The sequence below is a fragment of the Variovorax davisae genome (genome assembly GCF_030316845.1).
Classification (GTDB): domain Bacteria; phylum Pseudomonadota; class Gammaproteobacteria; order Burkholderiales; family Burkholderiaceae_C; genus Variovorax; species Variovorax davisae.
In genome coordinates this window covers 1-16,411 of the sequence record NZ_JASZYS010000009.1, presented here as the reverse complement: position 1 = coordinate 16,411, position 16,411 = coordinate 1, and the positions used below count along the sequence as shown (strand labels likewise).

Below are 16,411 nucleotides of genomic sequence, written 5' to 3'. Positions count from 1 at the left end.
TCCGCCGGCCGGGCCGAAAATGCAGTGCCGCACCTGCTACAAAGCGAGCCATGAAAAAGATTCTTGTCCTGAATGGCCCCAACCTCAACCTGCTAGGCACGCGCGAACCGGCGCAGTACGGCCACGAGACGCTGGCCGACGTCGAGCGCATGTGCCAGGAGGCTGGCACCAGGCTCGGCGTCGAAATCGAATGCCGCCAGTCGAACCACGAAGGTTTCCTGATCGATTGGATCCACGAGGCCGGGCGCGAAGTCGCCGCCGGCCGGATGCTGGGCGTGGTGATGAACCCCGGCGCCTACACCCACACCTCGATCGCGCTGCACGACGCCATCAAGGGCGCCAGCCTGCCGCTGGTCGAACTGCACATCTCCAACGTGCATGCGCGCGAGGAGTTCCGCCATCACTCCTACATCTCGCCGGCGGCGCGCGGGATCATCGTCGGCTTCGGCGTCAAGGGCTACCCGCTGGCGATCGAGGCGCTGGTGCGCGTGAGCGACGCCAGATGAAGATCGTCTCGGTCGAACCTTTCATCCTCCACGTGCCGGTCACCGGCAGCCAGATCGCCGACAGCACGCACACCCTGACGCACTGGGGCGTGGTCGGCGCGCGGATCGAGACCGAGGACGGTCTGGTCGGCCATGGCTTCACCGGCACCCATGCCGATCTGGCGGGCGACCAGTTGATCACGCGCTGCATTGCCACCTGCCATGCCCCGCTCCTGCTCGGCGAGGACGCGGGTGAGGTGCGTCGCCTCTGGCAGAAACTGGCGCGCAACCCCGCGCTGCAATGGATCGGCCGTGCCGGCATCACCACGCTGTCGCTGGCGGCGATCGACCTCGCGCTCTGGGACCTCAAGGCCAAGGCCGCCGGCGTGCCGCTGTGGAAGCTGCTCGGCGGCCAGGTCAGGCCCAGGGTCCGGGCCTACAACACCGACATCGGCTGGCTCAGCATCGGCGATGAGCAACTGGTCGTCGGCGCCCGGCGCGCTGTCGACGACGGTTTCACGGGTATCAAGATCAAGGTCGGCTCGAGCGTGGACCGCGACCTGCGTCGCATCGAGGCCGTGCGCGAAGCCATCGGGCCGTCCGTCACGCTGGCGATCGACGGCAACGGCAAGTGGGATCTGGCCACCTGCCTGCGCTTTTGCCGCGGCGCCGAGCCCTTCGACCTGCTCTGGTTCGAGGAGCCCTTGTGGTACGACGATGTCAAGGGCCACGCGGCGCTGGCCCGCGCCACCCGCATTCCGGTCGCGCTCGGCGAGCAGCTCTACACCTCCGATGCGTTCTCGGAGTTCTTCGCACAGCAGGCGATCCACTGGGTCCAGCCCGATGTCACGCGCATGGGCGGCCTCACGGAGGTGCTGCAGGTCTGCGAGGCGGCTCATGCCTTCCGCCTGCCGGTCGCGCCGCATGCGGGCGACATGAGCCAGGTTCACGTGCACCTGAGCTACGCGCACCCGGCCTGCGAGGTGCTCGAGTACATCCCCTGGATCAAGGACTGCTTCACCGAGCCGGCCGAGGTCGTCGACGGCCACTTCCGCCTGCCGCAGCAGCCCGGCGCGGGCACCACGCCGACCACGGCCGCCTGGCAGGCGTTCCGCAGGCCCGCCGCATGAGCCCCCGCCCGGCCGCTCGCACCGCAGTGCGCAGCACGGAGGTTGCCCTGTGAGCGCCGAGCGAGCCGGCCTGTTCGAAGGCGAGGACAGCGCCTGGCGCTGCCGCTGGTGCGCCGCGACGCCGCTCTACCAGCGCTACCACGACGGCGAGTGGGGCTTCCCGGTCACGGACGACCGGCGCCTGTTCGAGAAGCTGTGCCTGGAAGGCTTCCAGGCCGGCCTGAGCTGGCTCACGATCCTCAACAAGCGCGAGGCCTTCCGCCGCGGTTTCGCTGATTTCGATGCCGAGCGCATGGCGCGCTTCGGCCCCGCGGACGTCGAGCGGCTGCTCGCCGATGCCGGCATCGTGCGCCATCGCGGCAAGATCGAGTCGGCGATCAACAATGCCCACCGCGTGATCGAACTGCGCCGGGAGTTCGGTTCGCTGGCCGCCTACGCCTGGGGCTTCGAGCCCGAGCCGGCCTCGCGGCCGAAGCGGATCACGCACGCCGCCCTGCAGAGCTTCACGACCTCGGCTGAATCGATCGCGATGTCGAAGGACCTGAAGAAGCGCGGCTGGAGCTTCGTCGGCCCGACCACGGTCTATGCCTTCATGCAGGCCATGGGGCTGGTCAACGACCACATCGAGGGCTGCCATGCGCGCGAGCTGGCGCTGAAGGCCCGCGCCAAGCTCAAGCCGCCGCGCCAGGCAGGCCGCTAGCTAGGCCGCTTGCGGCCCGGCCACCTTCCGGTGGCTGATCCGCCCCTGGCTGTCGACGCTTTCGAGGTGGACGTCGAAGCCCCACAGCCGCGCCACGTGCTTGAGCACCTCGGTCGAGTCGTCGTGCAGCGGGCGGTTGTTGTGCTGGGTGTGGCGCAGGGTCAGCGAGCGGTCGCCACGCAGGTTCACGCTCCAGACCTGGATGTTCGGTTCGCGGTGGTTCAGGTCGTACTGGCGCGACAGCGATTCGCGCAGCTGCCGGTACCCGCTGTCGTCGTGGATCGCCGACACCTCGAGTTCGGGCTCGCTTTCCTGGTCGCGGACCGTGAAAAAGCGGAAATCGCGCATCAGCTTCGGCGACAGGAATTGCCCGATGAAACTCTCGTCCTTGAAATTGCGCATGGCGTAGTCGAGGGAGGTCAGCCAATTGGAGCCCGCCAGGTCGGGGAACCAGCGCTGGTCTTCCTCGGTCGGCTTTTCGCAGATGCGCCGCAGGTCGCTGAACATCGCAAAACCCAGCGCATAGGGGTTGATGCCGCTGTAGGCGCGGTGCCCGACGGGCGGCTGGAACACCACGTTGGTGTGCGATTGCAGCCACTCCATCATGAAGCCGTCGGCCAGCAGGCCCTCGTCGTAGAGCGTGTTGAGCAGGGTGTAGTGCCAGAAGGTGGCCCAGCCCTCGTTCATGACCTGGGTCTGGCGCTGCGGATAGAAGTACTGCCCGATTTTGCGCACGATACGCACCACTTCGCGCTGCCAGGGGTCCAACAATGGTGCGTTCTTCTCGATGAAGTAGAGCAGGTTTTCCTGGGGCTCGGCGGGGAAGCGCCGGGAGGCCTCTTCGTCTTCCGACGTTCGGCCGGCCTTGCGCGGCAGGGTGCGCCACAGGTCGTTGACCTGCTGCTGCAGATGGTGTTCGCGCTCCTCGCGCCGCGCCTGCTCCTGGCTCAGCGACAGGCGCTGCGGCCGGCGGTAGCGGTCGACGCCGTGGTTCATGAGCGCGTGGCAGGAATCGAGCAGGTCCTCGACCGCCCCGACGCCGTGGCGCTCCTCGCACTCGCTGATGTACTTCCGGGCGTAGACCAGGTAGTCGATGATCGACGACGCGTCGGTCCACATCTTGAACAGGTAGTTGCCCTTGAAGAAACTGTTGTGGCCGTAGGCCGCATGGGCGATCACCAGGGCCTGCATGGCCATGGTGTTCTCTTCCATCAGGTAGGCGATGCAGGGATCGGAGTTGATCACGATCTCGTAGGCCAGGCCCATGTGGCCGCGGCGGTAGTTCTTCTCGGTGGCGATGAACTGCTTGCCGTAGGACCAATGGCGGTAGATGACCGGCATGCCGACCGAGGCATAGGCGTCCATCATCTGCTCGGCCGTGATGATCTCGAGCTGGTTGGCATAGGTGTCGAGCTTGTAGCCCTTGGCCACCCGGGCGATCTCGGTGTGGTACTGCTCGATCAGCTCGAAGGTCCAGTCGGAGGGACTGGGCAATGGCGTCCGTGTCTGGGTGGTCTCGTTCACGCCGGTCCCCTCTCTTTCTTGAACAGGTCGCGGAACACCGGGTAGATGTCCTGCGCGTCGCTGACCTTGCGCATGGCGAAATTCTTGTGGGATCCGGCCAGCTGCGAGTACTCCTCCCACATGTTCTGCTCGGCCTCGGCCACCTGCACGTAGGCGTAGTAGCGCACCAGCGGCAGCAGGTGGTCGGCCAGCAGCTCGCGGCAGCGGCCCGAGTCCTGGTGCCAGTTGTCGCCGTCGCTGGCCTGGGCGCCGTAGATGTTCCATTCGCCGCTCGGATAGCGGGCGCGCACGATGTCGAGCATCAAGGTCAGGGCGCTCGAGACCACGGTGCCGCCGGTCTCGGTGGCATGGAAGAATTCTTCCTCGGTGACCTCGGAGGCCTGTGTGTGGTGGCGGATGAAGACCAGGTCGATCTTCTCGTAGTGCCGGGTCAGGAACATGTAGAGCAGCATGAAGAAGCGCTTCGACATGTCCTTGCGGGCCTCGTCCATCGAGCCGGAGACGTCCATCAGGCAGAACATCACGGCCTTGGCGGAAGGCACCGGGACCTTGACCCGGTTGCGGTAGCGCAGGTCGATCGGGTCGAGGAAGGGCACGTGCTTGGCCTTGGCGCGCAGCTCTTCGAGCTTGGCCTCGGTCTCGCGGATCTCGCGCTGCACCAGGGCGTCGGACACGCGCGGGCTGCGCTGCAGGTGCAGCAGGTGCGCCTCGAGTTCGCGGATCTCGCGCCGGGAGTCGCCGCCCAGCGCGATGCGCCGCGCCAGGGCGCCGCGCATCGAGCGAACCACGTGCAGGTTGCTCGGGTTGCCGTCGCTCACGAAGCCGGCCCGGTGGCTCTTCCACTCGGGCACCTCGGCCAGCTGGGTGCGGATCAGGTGGGGCAGGGCGAGGTCCTCGAAGAAGACCCGCATGAACTCTTCCTTGGTCAGGCTGAAGACGAAGTCGTCCTCGCCGCCTTCGCCATCGCCGGCCTGCGAGCCCTTGCCCGCGCCGCCGCCGCCCTGCGGCCGCTCGATGCGGTCGCCCTTGACGTACTCCTTGTTGCCCGGATGCACGTACTCGCGGTCGCCGCCCTGGCCGTGGCCGAACACGGGCTCGGAGACATCGCGCTTGGGCAGCGTGATGTCCTCGCCCTGTTCGAGGTCGCGGATGCCGCGGCCGCTGACGGCGCGGCGCACGGCCTCGCCGATCTGCTCGCGGTAGCGCCGCAGGAAACGTTCGCGGTTGCCGATGGACTTGTTCTTGCCCGACAACCGACGGTCGATGATCTGCTGCAGCATGGCCACGGACAGAACTCCTTCAGCCCATCATGAGCTCTTGCGAACGCGCAGGTACCACTCGCACAGCAGGCGGACCTGCTTGGCCGTATAGCCCTTCTGGACCATGCGGTTGACGAAATCCTCGTGCTTCTTCATCTCGTCGGCGCTGCTCTTGGCGTTGAAGCTGATCACCGGCAGCAGCTCCTCGGTGTTCGAGAACATCTTCTTCTCGATCACGGTGCGCAGCTTCTCGTAGCTGGTCCACAGCGGGTTCTTGCCCGCATTGCCGGCCCGCGCGCGCAGCACGAAGTTGACGATCTCGTTGCGGAAGTCCTTGGGGTTGCTGATGCCCGCGGGCTTCTCGATCTTTTCGAGCTCGGCGTTGAGCGAGCCGCGGTCGAACACCTCGCCGGTGTCCTGGTCGCGGTACTCCTGGTCCTGGATCCAGTAGTCGGCATAGGTGACGTAGCGGTCGAAGATGTTCTGGCCGTACTCGGAGTAGCTCTCGAGATAGGCGGTCTGGATCTCCTTGCCGATGAACTCGGCGTAGCGCGGCGCCATCAGCTCCTTGATGTAGGAGAGGTACTTCTGCTCGGTCTCGGGCGCGAACTGCTCGCGTTCGATCTGCTGCTCGAGCACGTACATCAGGTGCACAGGGTTGGCCGCCACCTCGCTGCTGTCGAAGTTGAAGACCTTCGAGATGATCTTGAAGGCGAAACGCGTCGAGGTGCCGCTCATGCCTTCGTCGACGCCCGCATAGTCGCGGTACTCCTGCATCGACTTGGCCTTGGGGTCGGTGTCCTTGAGGTTGTCGCCGTCGTAGATCTGCATCTTACTGAAGATGCTGGAGTTCTCGGGTTCCTTGAGCCGGGTGAGCACCGAGAACTGGGCCATCATGCGCAAGGTGCCCGGGGCGCAGGGCGCCGCCGACAGCGACGAGTTGCGCACCAGCTTCTCGTAGATCTTGATCTCCTCGGAGACCCGCAGGCAGTAGGGGACCTTGACGATGTAGATCCGGTCGAGGAAGGCCTCGTTGTTCTTGTTGTTGCGGAAGGCCTTCCATTCGCTCTCGTTGCTATGGGCCAGCACGATGCCGTCGAACGGGATGGCGCCGAAGCCCTCGGTGCCCTTGAAGTTGCCTTCCTGGGTGGCGGTCAGCAGCGGGTGCAGCACCTTGATCGGCGCCTTGAACATCTCCACGAACTCCAGCAGGCCCTGGTTGGCCAGGCACAGGCCGCCCGAGTAGGCATAGGCGTCCGGGTCGTCCTGGGCGTAGTCCTCGAGCTTTCGGATGTCGATCTTGCCCACCAGCGAGGAGATGTCCTGGTTGTTCTCGTCACCCGGCTCGGTCTTGGCGACCGCGATCTGGCGCAGCACCGAGGGGTAGCGCTTGACCACCTGGAACTGGCGGATGTCGCCGCCGAACTCTTCCAGCCGCTTGACGGCCCAGGGCGACAGGATGCGCTGCAGGTAGCGCCGCGGGATGCCGTATTCCTTTTCGAGGATCTCGCCATCTTCGGCCGCGTCGAACAGGCCCAGCGGGGTCTCGTTCACGGGCGAGCCCTTGATCGAATACAAGGGCACGTGCTCCATGAGCTGCTTCAGGCGCTCGGCGATCGAGCTCTTGCCGCCGCCGACCGGGCCGAGCAGGTAGAGGATCTGCTTCTTTTCTTCCAGCCCCTGGGCGCCATGGCGGAAGTAGGACACCACCTGCTCGATGGCGTCTTCCATGCCGTAGAACTCGCGGAAGGCCGGGTAGATCTTGATGACCTTGTTGGCGAAGATGCGCGACAGCCGGGGGTCGTTGCGCGTGTCCACCAGTTCGGGCTCGCCGATGGCCTTGAGCATCCGCTCGGCGGCCGTGGCGTAGGCCAGAGGCTCCCGTTTGCAGATCTCCAGGTATTCCTGAAGGGACAAGACCTCTTCGCGCGTGCGCTCATATCGCGCTGCGAAGTTGCTGATGACATCCACCATAGACACCTCCATCGAGTCAGCCGGGCGCTGCCCGGGGAATCCGTGCCGCACACGTCGCATCGTTCTTCGCAGGAATGGTGCCAGGTGATGTGTGCACGCTTTGGAAAAAACCCTCGGGCATGAACTTGTTCAAAGCATAGAACAAACGACGCTTCGAGCAAATTGCTTTTGAAATAAGAATTTGATCGTTGCAAAAAAGTTCCAACTGAAAGCGGCAGCAATTGGCGAAACCGCCTCCGGCTGCAGCAGCCATCGAACACATGCTACGAGCATGCGGCGATTCGTGCACGGCACGGCCGTGGTCCGGCTTCGCCAGGGGCTGTAGGTGGGGTCCATGTGAGGGGATCATCTGTTTCCGATCCAACGCCGGTGCCACCGCCGGCGCCTACAGGAATACGCGGACAAGAAAAAAGCGGCCCGCAGGCCGCCTGGAATATCGGCAGCGCCGGTCGGCACCGCCGGCGCAATGCGCTCAGCTGAAGAATTCCTTGGCTTTGTCGAACCAGCCCTTGTCGGTCGGGCTGTGCTTGTCGCCGCCCTTCTTGAGCGACTCGTCCAGCTCCTTCATGAGCTTGCGCTGGTGCTCGGTCAGCTTGACCGGGGTCTCGACCCGCACATGGCAGTACAGGTCGCCCGGGTAGCTCGAGCGCACGCCCTTGATGCCCTTGCCGCGCAGCCGGAACTGCTTGCCGCTCTGGGTGCCGTCGGGAATGTCGATGGCCGCCGCGCCCTTGAGCGTCGGCACGTTGATCTCGCCGCCGAGCGCCGCCGTGGTGATGCTGACCGGCACCACGCAGTGCAGGTCGTCGCCGTCGCGCTCGAACAGTTCGTGCTTCTTGAGCCGGATCTCGATGTAGAGGTCGCCCGGCGGGCCGCCGTTGGTACCGGGCTCGCCGTTGCCGGTGCTGCGGATGCGCATGCCGTCGTCGATGCCGGCCGGGATCTTCACCTCGAGCGTCTTGTTGTTCTTGATCTTGCCCTGGCCGTGGCAGACGGTGCAGGGCTCGGGAATGATCTTGCCCGAGCCGTGGCAGGTCGGGCAGGTCTGCTGGACGCTGAAGAAGCCCTGGCGCATCTGCACCGCCCCCTGGCCGTGGCAGGTGGTGCAGGTGATCGGCTTGGTGCCCGGCTTGGCGCCGGAGCCCTTGCAGGTGTCGCAGTCGTCCCAGCTCGGGATCCGGATCTGGGCGTCCTTGCCCTCGGCCGCTTCCTCGAGCGTGACTTCCATCGCGTAGCTCAGGTCGCTGCCGCGGAACACTTGCCGCCCGCCGCCCTGGCGCCCGCCCCGGGCGCCGCCGAAGACGTCGCCGAAGATGTCGCCGAAGGCCTCGGCGAAGCCGCCGAAGCCCTCCGCGCCCGGGCCGCCGCGCATGTTCGGGTCGACGCCGGCGTGCCCGTACTGGTCGTAGGCAGCCCGCTTCTGGCTGTCCGACAGCATTTCATAGGCTTCCTTGACCTCCTTGAACTTGGCCTCGGAGTCCTTGCCGGCGTCGCCGTGGTTGCGGTCGGGGTGGTGCTTCATCGCGAGCTTGCGATAAGCCTTCTTGATTTCCTCCTCGCTTGCGTTCTTGGGCACGCCGAGGGTTTCGTAGTAGTCGCGTTTGGTGGCCATGGTCGGGGGTCGGTGGCGGAATCGGGGGGCAGAAAGCGGAAAAGGCCGGACCGCCTTGCCAGGGGGTCCAGCCTCGTTCAGGGCGTGAAGATCAGCCCTTCTTGACTTCCTTGACCTCGGCGTCGACCACGTTGTCGTCCGCCGGGGCGCTTGCAGCTTCCGGGCCAGCGCCGCCTGCCGCGGCACCGGCCGCGCCTGCGGCCGCCTGCGCGTCGGCATACATCTTCTCGCCGAGCTTCTGGCTGGCGGTCATCAGCGTGTTGGTCTTGTCGTCGATCGCGGCCTTGTCGTCGCCCTTCAGGGCTTCTTCCACGTCCTTGATCGCGGCTTCGATCTTTTCCTTCTCGCCGGCGTCCAGGCTGGCGCCGTGCTCGCCGAGCGACTTCTTGACGCTGTGCACCATGGCTTCGCCCTGGTTGCGGGACTGGGCCAGCTCGACCTTCTTCTTGTCGTCGGCCGCGTTGAGCTCGGCGTCCTTGACCATCTTCTGGATCTCGTCCTCGGACAGGCCCGAGTTCGCCTTGATGGTGATCTTGTTTTCCTTGCCGGTGCCCTTGTCCTTGGCGCCGACGTGCAGGATGCCGTTGGCGTCGATGTCGAAGCTGACTTCGATCTGCGGCGTGCCGCGCGAGGCCGGCGGAATGCCCTCGAGGTTGAATTCGCCCAGCAGCTTGTTGCCCGAGGCGATCTCGCGCTCGCCCTGGAACACCTTGATCGTCACCGCCGGCTGGTTGTCTTCCGCGGTCGAGAAGGTCTGCGCGAACTTGGTCGGGATCGTGGTGTTCTTGGTGATCATCTTGGTCATCACGCCGCCCATCGTCTCAATGCCGAGCGACAGCGGGGTCACGTCCAGCAGCAGCACGTCCTTGCGGTCGCCCGACAGCACCTGGCCCTGGATGGCGGCGCCGACGGCCACGGCCTCGTCGGGGTTGACGTCCTTGCGCGGCTCCTTGCCGAAGAACTCCTTGACCTTTTCCTGCACCTTGGGCATGCGGGTCATGCCGCCGACCAGGATCACGTCGCTGATGTCGGTCACGCTGACGCCGGCATCCTTGATGGCGGTGCGGCAGGGGGCGATGGTGCGTTCGATCAGCTCGTCGACCAGGCTTTCGAGCTTGGCGCGCGACAGCTTGATGTTCAGGTGCTTCGGGCCCGAGGCATCGGCCGTCACATAGGGCAGGTTGATGTCGGTGGCGGCGCCGTTCGACAGCTCGATCTTGGCCTTTTCGGCGGCTTCCTTGAGGCGCTGCAGGGCCAGCACGTCCTTGCTCAGGTCGACGCCCTGGTCCTTCTTGAACTCGGAAATGATGTAGTCGATGATGCGCTGGTCGAAGTCCTCGCCGCCCAGGAAGGTGTCGCCGTTGGTCGACAGCACTTCGAACTGCTTTTCGCCGTCGACGTCGGCGATCTCGATGATCGAGATGTCGAAGGTGCCGCCGCCGAGGTCATAGACGGCGATCTTGCGGTCGGCCTTGTCGTGCTTGTCGAGGCCGAAGGCCAGCGCTGCGGCGGTCGGCTCGTTGATGATCCGCTTGACGTCCAGGCCGGCGATGCGGCCGGCGTCCTTGGTGGCCTGGCGCTGGCTGTCGTTGAAGTAGGCGGGCACCGTGATCACGGCCTCGGTGACCGGCTCGCCGAGGTAGTCTTCGGCGGTCTTCTTCATCTTGCGCAGGATTTCGGCGCTGATCTGCTGCGGCGCGAGCTTCTTGCCGCGCACTTCGACCCAGGCGTCGCCGTTGTCGGCCTTGGTGATGCTGTAGGGCATCAGGTCGATGTCCTTCTGGACTTCCTTCTCTTCGAACTTGCGGCCGATCAGGCGCTTGACGGCGTAGATCGTGTTCTTGGGGTTGGTGACCGCCTGGCGCTTGGCGGAGGCACCCACCAGCACTTCGCCGTCTTCCTGGTAGGCCACGATCGAGGGCGTCGTGCGGGCGCCTTCCGAGTTCTCGATCACACGCGTGGTGTTGCCTTCCATGATCGACACGCACGAGTTGGTGGTGCCGAGGTCGATACCGATGATTTTGGCCATGTTTTTTTCTCCTGGACTCTGAAATTAGGTTGTTGTGAACTTGTGGATAACCGGCTGCGATTCAAGGGACGAAGCGGGGATTTCCTGTGGGTTTCTTGTTGGTTTTCAGCTCGGGCTGCTGACGGTCACCAGGGCCGGGCGCAGCACGCGCTCGGCGATCGTGTAGCCCTTCTGGAGGACGCTGGCGATGGTGTTGGGCTCCTGGCCCGGCACCGGCACGACCGAGATGGCCTGGTGCTGGTGGGGGTCGAACTTGCTGCCGGCCGCGGGCGCGATCTCGATCACCTTGTTGCGCTCGAGGGCGCTCTTGAGCTGGCGCAGCGTGGCTTCGGTGCCTTCGCGCAGGTGCTCCACCGTGGCGTCGGGGATCGCGAGCCCGGCTTCGAGGCTGTCGAGCACCGGCAGCAGGCTCTCGGCGAAGCCCTCGATCGCGAACTTGCGGCCCTTGGTGATCTCGTCGTCGGCCCGGCGGCGGGCGTTCTGGACATCGGCCTGGGCGCGCAGGAACTGGTCGGCGAGCTCGGCATTCTTGGCCTGCAGCGCGGCGATCTCGGCCTGGGCCGCGGCCAGCGCGTCGGCTTCGTTGGCTGCCTGGGCGGCCTCGCGCTCTTCAGGGCTGGGCTCGCCTTGCAGGGCGTCGGGATGAATGGGGGTGTTTTGCGGGTCAGACATGCTCAAAAAGCCGGCTGCCATGCCGGAATTCAGTGAAAAACGAACAATAGCCAGCCATCTGGGGCTGTCCAGGCGGTTTTCAAGACGAAAAATGCGCCCGGAGGCGCATTCTGGGGACGGCGGAAAGGGCCGGAAGGATCAGTGGGCGTCGAGCAGTTCGACGTCGAACTTGAGGGTCGCGTTCGGCGGGATCACACCGCCGGCGCCGCGGGCGCCGTAGCCCAGTGCGGCCGGGATGATCAGGGTGCGCTTGCCGCCGATCTTCATGCCGGCGACGCCTTCGTCCCAGCCCTTGATGACCTGGCCGGCGCCGAGCGAGAAGGCGAAGGGGTCGTTGCGGTCGCGGCTGGAGTCGAACTTGGCGCCCTGGACGCCATCGTTGTAGAGCCAGCCCGTGTAGTGCACATGCACGTGGTGGCCGGCCTTGGCTTCGGCGCCTTCGCCGACCGTGGTGTCTTCGTATTGGAGGCCGGAGGAAGTGGTGGGCATGGTGCGCTCCTTCAGGGATTTGGAAAAGGTTGGAAAACCGGGCAGTTTAACGACCTGGGAAGGCGCTAAGGCGTCGGTGGCGGCGCCGTCTTCTTGACCTGGGTCTGCTGCCACTTGCCGGCGAAGGCCTGCAGGTCCGACAGCCGCTTCAGCAGGTCCTGGCCGCTCAGGGTCAGGCTGTAGCCTTCGCTGCCGTGGTTCACGAGGCCGGCTTCGCGCAGTTCCTTGATGCGGGTGTTCAGGGTGTTCGGCGTGATGCTGCCGACGCTGTCCTGCAACAGGCGGAAAGTCTGGGCATGGCCGTCCCGCAGGGCCCAGAGGACGCGCAGCGCGTAGCGGGCCTCCAGCAGCGCCAGCAATTGGCTGACGGCTGCGTTTTCCTTGCTGCTCATCGATTTCATCTCCTCGGGGCGCCGTGGTTCTTGTGCGGATCGGGGACCACCCGGAATCGGCCGGGGACTATATCCCAGAAGGCGGTCTGCTACAAGTTTTATAGCTATATCGGCAGGCGGGCTGCGGCCCGCGGGATTGCAGTCTCAGTCAGCCCGGTATTGGGCCATGGCCTCGCCAAGCCGCACCGGCCGCCCCGGCGCCCAGGCGGGCGTGAAGGCCAGGGGCGGCGCCGGAAACAGCATCACCACCGTGGAGCCGAGCAGGAAGCGACCCATTTCCTCGCCCTGCCGCAGCACGACCTGCTGGTCGTCGTAGCGCCATTCGCGCACTTCGCCGCCGCGCGGCGGATTGACCACGCCGTGCCAGACGGTGGCCATGCTGCCGACGATGGTGGCGCCGACCAGCACCAGCACGAAGGGGCCGCGCGCGGTCTCGAACACGCACACCACGCGTTCGTTGCGCGCGAACAGGCCGGGCACGCCGCGGGCCGTGGTCGGGTTGACCGAGAACAGGTCGCCCGGCACGTAGATCATGCGCAGCAGCCGGCCGTCGCAGGGCATGTGGATGCGGTGATAGTCCTTCGGGCTCAGGTACAGGGTGGCGAAGCTGCCGTGCGCGAAGCGGGCCGCCAGCGCGGCGTCGCCGCCGACCAGCGCCGTGGTGGAGTAGCGGTGGCCCTTGGCCTGGAAGATCTGGTCGCCCTCGATGGCGCCGAACTGGCTGATCGCGCCATCCACCGGCGAGATGAGGTCGGCGGCGGCGATCGGCCGCGCGCCGGGCTTGAGGGCGCGGGTGAAGAAATCGTTGAAGCTGCGGTAGCTCGCGATGTCGCTGGCCAGCGCCTCGCCCATGTCGACGCCGTACTTGGCGACGAAGCGGCGGATGATCCAGGTCGTGACCGAGCCGCGCTCCTTGCCCGCCACCCAGCCGGCGAAGGAGGTCAGCGCCTGCTTGGGGAACAGGTATTGGGGCAGGACGGGCAGGCGATCGGACAAGGCGAAATCCCAGGAAAACGGTAGGCGATTCTATCGAGCGCCCCGCGCGAATTTCGCAGGACGAAACCTACCCGACGACTATTCGGCCTTGATGTTCGCGGCCTTGATCACCTGGGCCCATTTCTCGACTTCGGACTTCTGGAAGGCCGCGATCTGGGCGGTCGTCAGGTCGGCCGGCTCCATGCCGAAGCCTTTCAGCTTCTCCTGCATCTCGGGCTCGGCCAGGATCTTGCGGATCTCGTTGTGCAGGCGATCGACGATCGGCGCCGGCGTGCCGGCCGGCACGAAGATCGCCTGCCAGGACACGACCTCGAAGTCGGCCAGACCCGGGATGCCCGATTCGGCCACCGTCGGCACGTTCGGCATCGACGCCAGGCGCTTGGCCGAGGTCACGGCCAGGGCGCGCAGCTTGCCGCTCTGTATATGCGGCCCGGCGACCACGGTGGTGTCGAACATCATGTCGACCTGGCCGCCGATCACGTCCTGGATCGCCGGGCCGCTGCCCTTGTAGGGCACGTGCGTGAACTTGACGCCCGACTTGAAGGCCATCAGCTCCAGCGCCAGGTGCTGCGAGGTGCCGGTGCCGGCCGAGGCCGAGGACAGCCCGCCCGGCTTGGCGCGGCTGGCGTCGAGCAGTTCCTTGAGCGTCTTGTACGGGCTCGCCTGGTTGACCACCAGCACCACCGGATTGGTGCCGATCAGCGTCACCGGCGCAAAGGACTTCTGCGGGTCGTAGCCGATCTTGGGGTAGAGGCTGACGTTGATGGCGTGCGAGCTGATGGTGCCGCCCAGCAGCGTGAAGCCGTCCGGCGCCGCCCGCGCAGCGATCTCCGAGCCGATGCTGCCGCCGGCGCCGCCCTTGTTGTCGATGATCACGCTGGTGCCCAGGGCCGGCCCGAGCTTCTGCGCGATCAGGCGGGCCAGCAGGTCGGTGGTGCCGCCGGCCGGGAAGGGCACCAGGTAGGTGATCGGCTTGCCGGTCGGCCAGGACGGCTGGGCCAGCGCGGGCAGGGCCGGCAGGCCGGCGGCGAGCGAGGCGAGGGCGGTGTGGATCAGGGTGCGGCGTTGCATGGGGTCTCCTTCGGCTTCCTGGGTCTCAGGGCTTGATGTTGAGCTTGGCGATCAGGCTCTTGTAATAGGCGTTGTCCCGCGCCAGGGTTTCCTTGAAGACCGCGCCGTCGGTGTAGACGTAGCCCAGGTTCTGCTTTTCCATGGCCTCGCGCATCATCGGCTCGGCGGCCGTCCTGGCGGTGATCTCGCGCAGCTTGGCCATCACTTCGGGCGGGGTGTTCTTCGGGGCGCCGAGGCCGCGCCAGGTGCCGATCGAGAGGTCGATGCCGCGTTCCTTGGCGGTCGGCACCTTCTCGAAGCCTTTGACGCGCTGGTCGGCCATGACCATCAGCAGCTTGAGCTTGCCCGACTGCACGTGGGTCGTGACCTCGGCCGGGCTCACGGCCACGGCCTCGATGTGGCCGCCGAGCAGCGCCAGCACCGCGGGCGCGGCGCCCTGGAACGGGATGTGGTTGAACTTCGCGCCGGTCTTGTCTTCGAGGGCCGCGGCCGCCAGGTGCCAGATCGAGCCATTGCCGGAATTGCCCACCCGCACGCCCTCGGGGTCCTTCCTGGCTGCGGCCAGGAATTCCTCGACCGTGTTCCACGGCGCATCGGCCTTGACCGTGATGGCGGCCGGGTCGGCGTTGAGCTGGGCGATCGGCTGGAAATCGTCGTAGTTGAACTTGGCCAGCCCCAGGTGCGGCAAGGTCAGCAGCTCGACCGTGAGCACGGCGAGCTTGTAGCCGTCGGGCTTGGCGTTGATCACCTCGGTCCAGCCGATCGCGCCGCCGGCGCCGGGGCGGTTGATGATCACCATGCTCTGCGCCATGTGCTTGCGGCTGGCGTCGGCGAAGGTGCGCGCCAGGCCGTCGGTGCCGCCGCCGGGCTGGTAGGGCACCAGCAGCTCGACGGTGTGGTTGGGGAAGTCGCTTTGCGCCGCGGCGGGGGCGGCCAGGCCCAGGGACAGGGCGGCCGCGGCCGTGAAGGCGGCCAAGCCGCGCAGGGTTGCTGTGTTCAAGTGCGTGTCTCCGTTGTTGTTGATCTGTGCGCTCGGGGGGGGCGGGGCGGCGGCTTCAGGGCATGTACTGGCCGCCGTTCACTTCGAGGATCTGTCCGGTCACGTAGCCCGACAGCTGCTCGCTGGCGAGGTACAGGAAGGCGCCGACGCAGTCGTCCGGCTCGCCGATGCGGGCCAGCGGAATCGCGGCCTTGAAGGATTCCAGCAGCTGCGGCGTCGAGAAGCGGTCGTGGAAGGGCGTCTGGATCACGCCCGGCGATACGGCATTGACGCGGATCCGGTCCGGCGCCAGCTCCTTCGCCAGGCCGCGGGTCGCCGTGCTGACGAAGCCCTTGGCGCCGGCATAGAGATAGGCGCCCGGACCGCCGCCGTTGCGCGCCGCGATCGACGACACGTTGACGATGCTGCCGCCGCGCCCCTGGGTGCGCATCAGCGGCACCACCTCGCGGCAGAAGGCCAGCACCGAGCGCGCGTTGATGTGCAGCACCTCGTCGAACACCGTGTCGTCGAAGTCGGCGATCGGCAGCCGCTTGACCAGGCTGCCGGCGTTGTTGACCAGCACGTCGATGGCGCCGAGCCGGTCGTGGGCCTCGCCGACCACCCGGCGGATCGCGGCGCTGTCGCGCACGTCGGCCTGCAGCGCGAAGGCCTCGCCGCCGGCGGCCTGGATGGTGGCGACGACCTGCTCGGCCGCCGCGGTCGAGCTGTTGTAGTGGACGGCCACGCGCATGCCGCGGGCGGCGTAGGCGATGGCGACGGCGGCGCCGATGCCGGTGCTGGCGCCGGTGACGAGGGCGCTGCGGCCCTTGAGGTCTTCCATGGTGGGTGTTCTCCTCTGGTCAGTTGATGACAGGCAGAGCAAAGTCTCAGGTCACAGGCGCCGGATTGAACAGCACCAGCGCGTTGTGCAGCTTCCACTGCTCGGCCCAGGTCTTCCTGCGGCCGCTGGCGACGTCGAGCATGAGCTTGAACAGCTCCCAGCCCACATCTTCGATGCTGGCCTCGCCGTCGGCGATGCGCCCGGCGTTGACGTCCATCAGGTCGTGCCAGCGGCGCGCCAGGTCGCTGCGGGTGGCGA

At 66.4% G+C, this 16,411-nt stretch carries 16 protein-coding genes and 1 pseudogene; 3 read left to right on the top strand and 14 right to left on the bottom strand.

Translation table 11 applies throughout. The features are described from left to right. Positions 1 to 50: 50 nt before the first annotated feature. The 3 genes from aroQ to QTI33_RS20495 are packed head-to-tail and all read left to right on the top strand — an operon-like array spanning position 51 to position 2,315. Positions 51 to 506 carry a type II 3-dehydroquinate dehydratase gene (gene aroQ, locus QTI33_RS20505; RefSeq protein WP_286508113.1) on the top strand — a complete coding sequence of 152 codons (456 nt, stop codon included), beginning with the start codon at positions 51 to 53 and terminating at the stop codon, positions 504 to 506. Beyond that, the gene (locus QTI33_RS20500; protein WP_286508112.1) at positions 503 to 1,615 is read left to right on the top strand and encodes a mandelate racemase/muconate lactonizing enzyme family protein; all 1,113 of its coding nucleotides are present in this window, start codon (positions 503 to 505) and stop codon (positions 1,613 to 1,615) included. The genes aroQ and QTI33_RS20500 overlap by 4 nt, the downstream gene beginning before the upstream one ends. A 49-nt stretch (positions 1,616 to 1,664) precedes the next feature. Next, complete coding sequence (locus QTI33_RS20495) at positions 1,665 to 2,315, top strand: DNA-3-methyladenine glycosylase I (RefSeq protein WP_286508111.1); 651 nt, start codon at positions 1,665 to 1,667, stop codon at positions 2,313 to 2,315. Here the strand turns inward: QTI33_RS20495 and QTI33_RS20490 are convergent, their stop codons facing one another. From QTI33_RS20490 to QTI33_RS20425, 14 genes and pseudogenes are all read right to left on the bottom strand, one after another. Continuing rightward, positions 2,316 to 3,932, bottom strand: coding sequence for a SpoVR family protein (locus tag QTI33_RS20490; RefSeq protein ID WP_444814867.1), 1,617 nt, complete (start codon positions 3,930 to 3,932; stop codon positions 2,316 to 2,318). Then, the gene (locus QTI33_RS20485) at positions 3,836 to 5,119 is read right to left on the bottom strand and encodes a YeaH/YhbH family protein (protein ID WP_444814866.1); all 1,284 of its coding nucleotides are present in this window, start codon (positions 5,117 to 5,119) and stop codon (positions 3,836 to 3,838) included. Before QTI33_RS20485 ends, QTI33_RS20490 begins: the two co-directional genes overlap by 97 nt. Positions 5,120 to 5,146: 27 nt before the next feature. Further along, the gene (locus tag QTI33_RS20480) at positions 5,147 to 7,069 is read right to left on the bottom strand and encodes a PrkA family serine protein kinase (RefSeq protein ID WP_286508360.1); all 1,923 of its coding nucleotides are present in this window, start codon (positions 7,067 to 7,069) and stop codon (positions 5,147 to 5,149) included. A 19-nt stretch (positions 7,070 to 7,088) separates the two neighbouring features. Beyond that, entirely contained in the window at positions 7,089 to 7,325 is a 237-nt protein-coding gene (locus QTI33_RS20475; protein WP_286508108.1) for a hypothetical protein, read from the bottom strand. A gap of 219 nt (positions 7,326 to 7,544) precedes the next feature. Next, positions 7,545 to 8,684: a molecular chaperone DnaJ gene (gene dnaJ / locus QTI33_RS20470; RefSeq protein ID WP_286508107.1), complete on the bottom strand. Its 1,140-nt coding sequence runs from the start codon at positions 8,682 to 8,684 to the stop codon at positions 7,545 to 7,547. A 91-nt stretch (positions 8,685 to 8,775) separates the two neighbouring features. After that, positions 8,776 to 10,713 carry a molecular chaperone DnaK gene (gene dnaK / locus QTI33_RS20465; RefSeq protein ID WP_286508106.1) on the bottom strand — a complete coding sequence of 646 codons (1,938 nt, stop codon included), beginning with the start codon at positions 10,711 to 10,713 and terminating at the stop codon, positions 8,776 to 8,778. A 105-nt stretch (positions 10,714 to 10,818) separates the two neighbouring features. After that, a complete protein-coding gene (gene grpE, locus QTI33_RS20460) occupies positions 10,819 to 11,385 on the bottom strand; it encodes a nucleotide exchange factor GrpE (RefSeq protein WP_286508105.1) in 567 nt (188 codons plus the stop codon). Positions 11,386 to 11,523: 138 nt separating this feature from the next. Then, a complete protein-coding gene (locus QTI33_RS20455; protein WP_286508104.1) occupies positions 11,524 to 11,874 on the bottom strand; it encodes an FKBP-type peptidyl-prolyl cis-trans isomerase in 351 nt (116 codons plus the stop codon). A gap of 65 nt (positions 11,875 to 11,939) precedes the next feature. After that, positions 11,940 to 12,266 carry a winged helix-turn-helix transcriptional regulator gene (locus QTI33_RS20450; protein WP_286508103.1) on the bottom strand — a complete coding sequence of 109 codons (327 nt, stop codon included), beginning with the start codon at positions 12,264 to 12,266 and terminating at the stop codon, positions 11,940 to 11,942. A gap of 144 nt (positions 12,267 to 12,410) precedes the next feature. Further along, positions 12,411 to 13,262: an archaetidylserine decarboxylase gene (gene asd, locus QTI33_RS20445; protein ID WP_286508102.1), complete on the bottom strand. Its 852-nt coding sequence runs from the start codon at positions 13,260 to 13,262 to the stop codon at positions 12,411 to 12,413. A 78-nt stretch (positions 13,263 to 13,340) separates the two neighbouring features. Beyond that, positions 13,341 to 14,333, bottom strand: coding sequence for a Bug family tripartite tricarboxylate transporter substrate binding protein (locus tag QTI33_RS20440; protein ID WP_286508101.1), 993 nt, complete (start codon positions 14,331 to 14,333; stop codon positions 13,341 to 13,343). A gap of 25 nt (positions 14,334 to 14,358) precedes the next feature. Further along, on the bottom strand, positions 14,359 to 15,333 hold the full coding sequence (locus QTI33_RS20435; RefSeq protein ID WP_286508100.1) for a tripartite tricarboxylate transporter substrate binding protein: 975 nt from the start codon (positions 15,331 to 15,333) through the stop codon (positions 14,359 to 14,361). Between the two features lie 55 nt (positions 15,334 to 15,388). Then, positions 15,389 to 16,153, bottom strand: a complete 765-nt coding sequence (locus QTI33_RS20430; RefSeq protein ID WP_286508099.1) for an SDR family NAD(P)-dependent oxidoreductase — start codon at positions 16,151 to 16,153, stop codon at positions 15,389 to 15,391. A 46-nt stretch (positions 16,154 to 16,199) separates the two neighbouring features. After that, positions 16,200 to 16,411: pseudogene (locus QTI33_RS20425) on the bottom strand (UxaA family hydrolase); the annotation flags it as partial.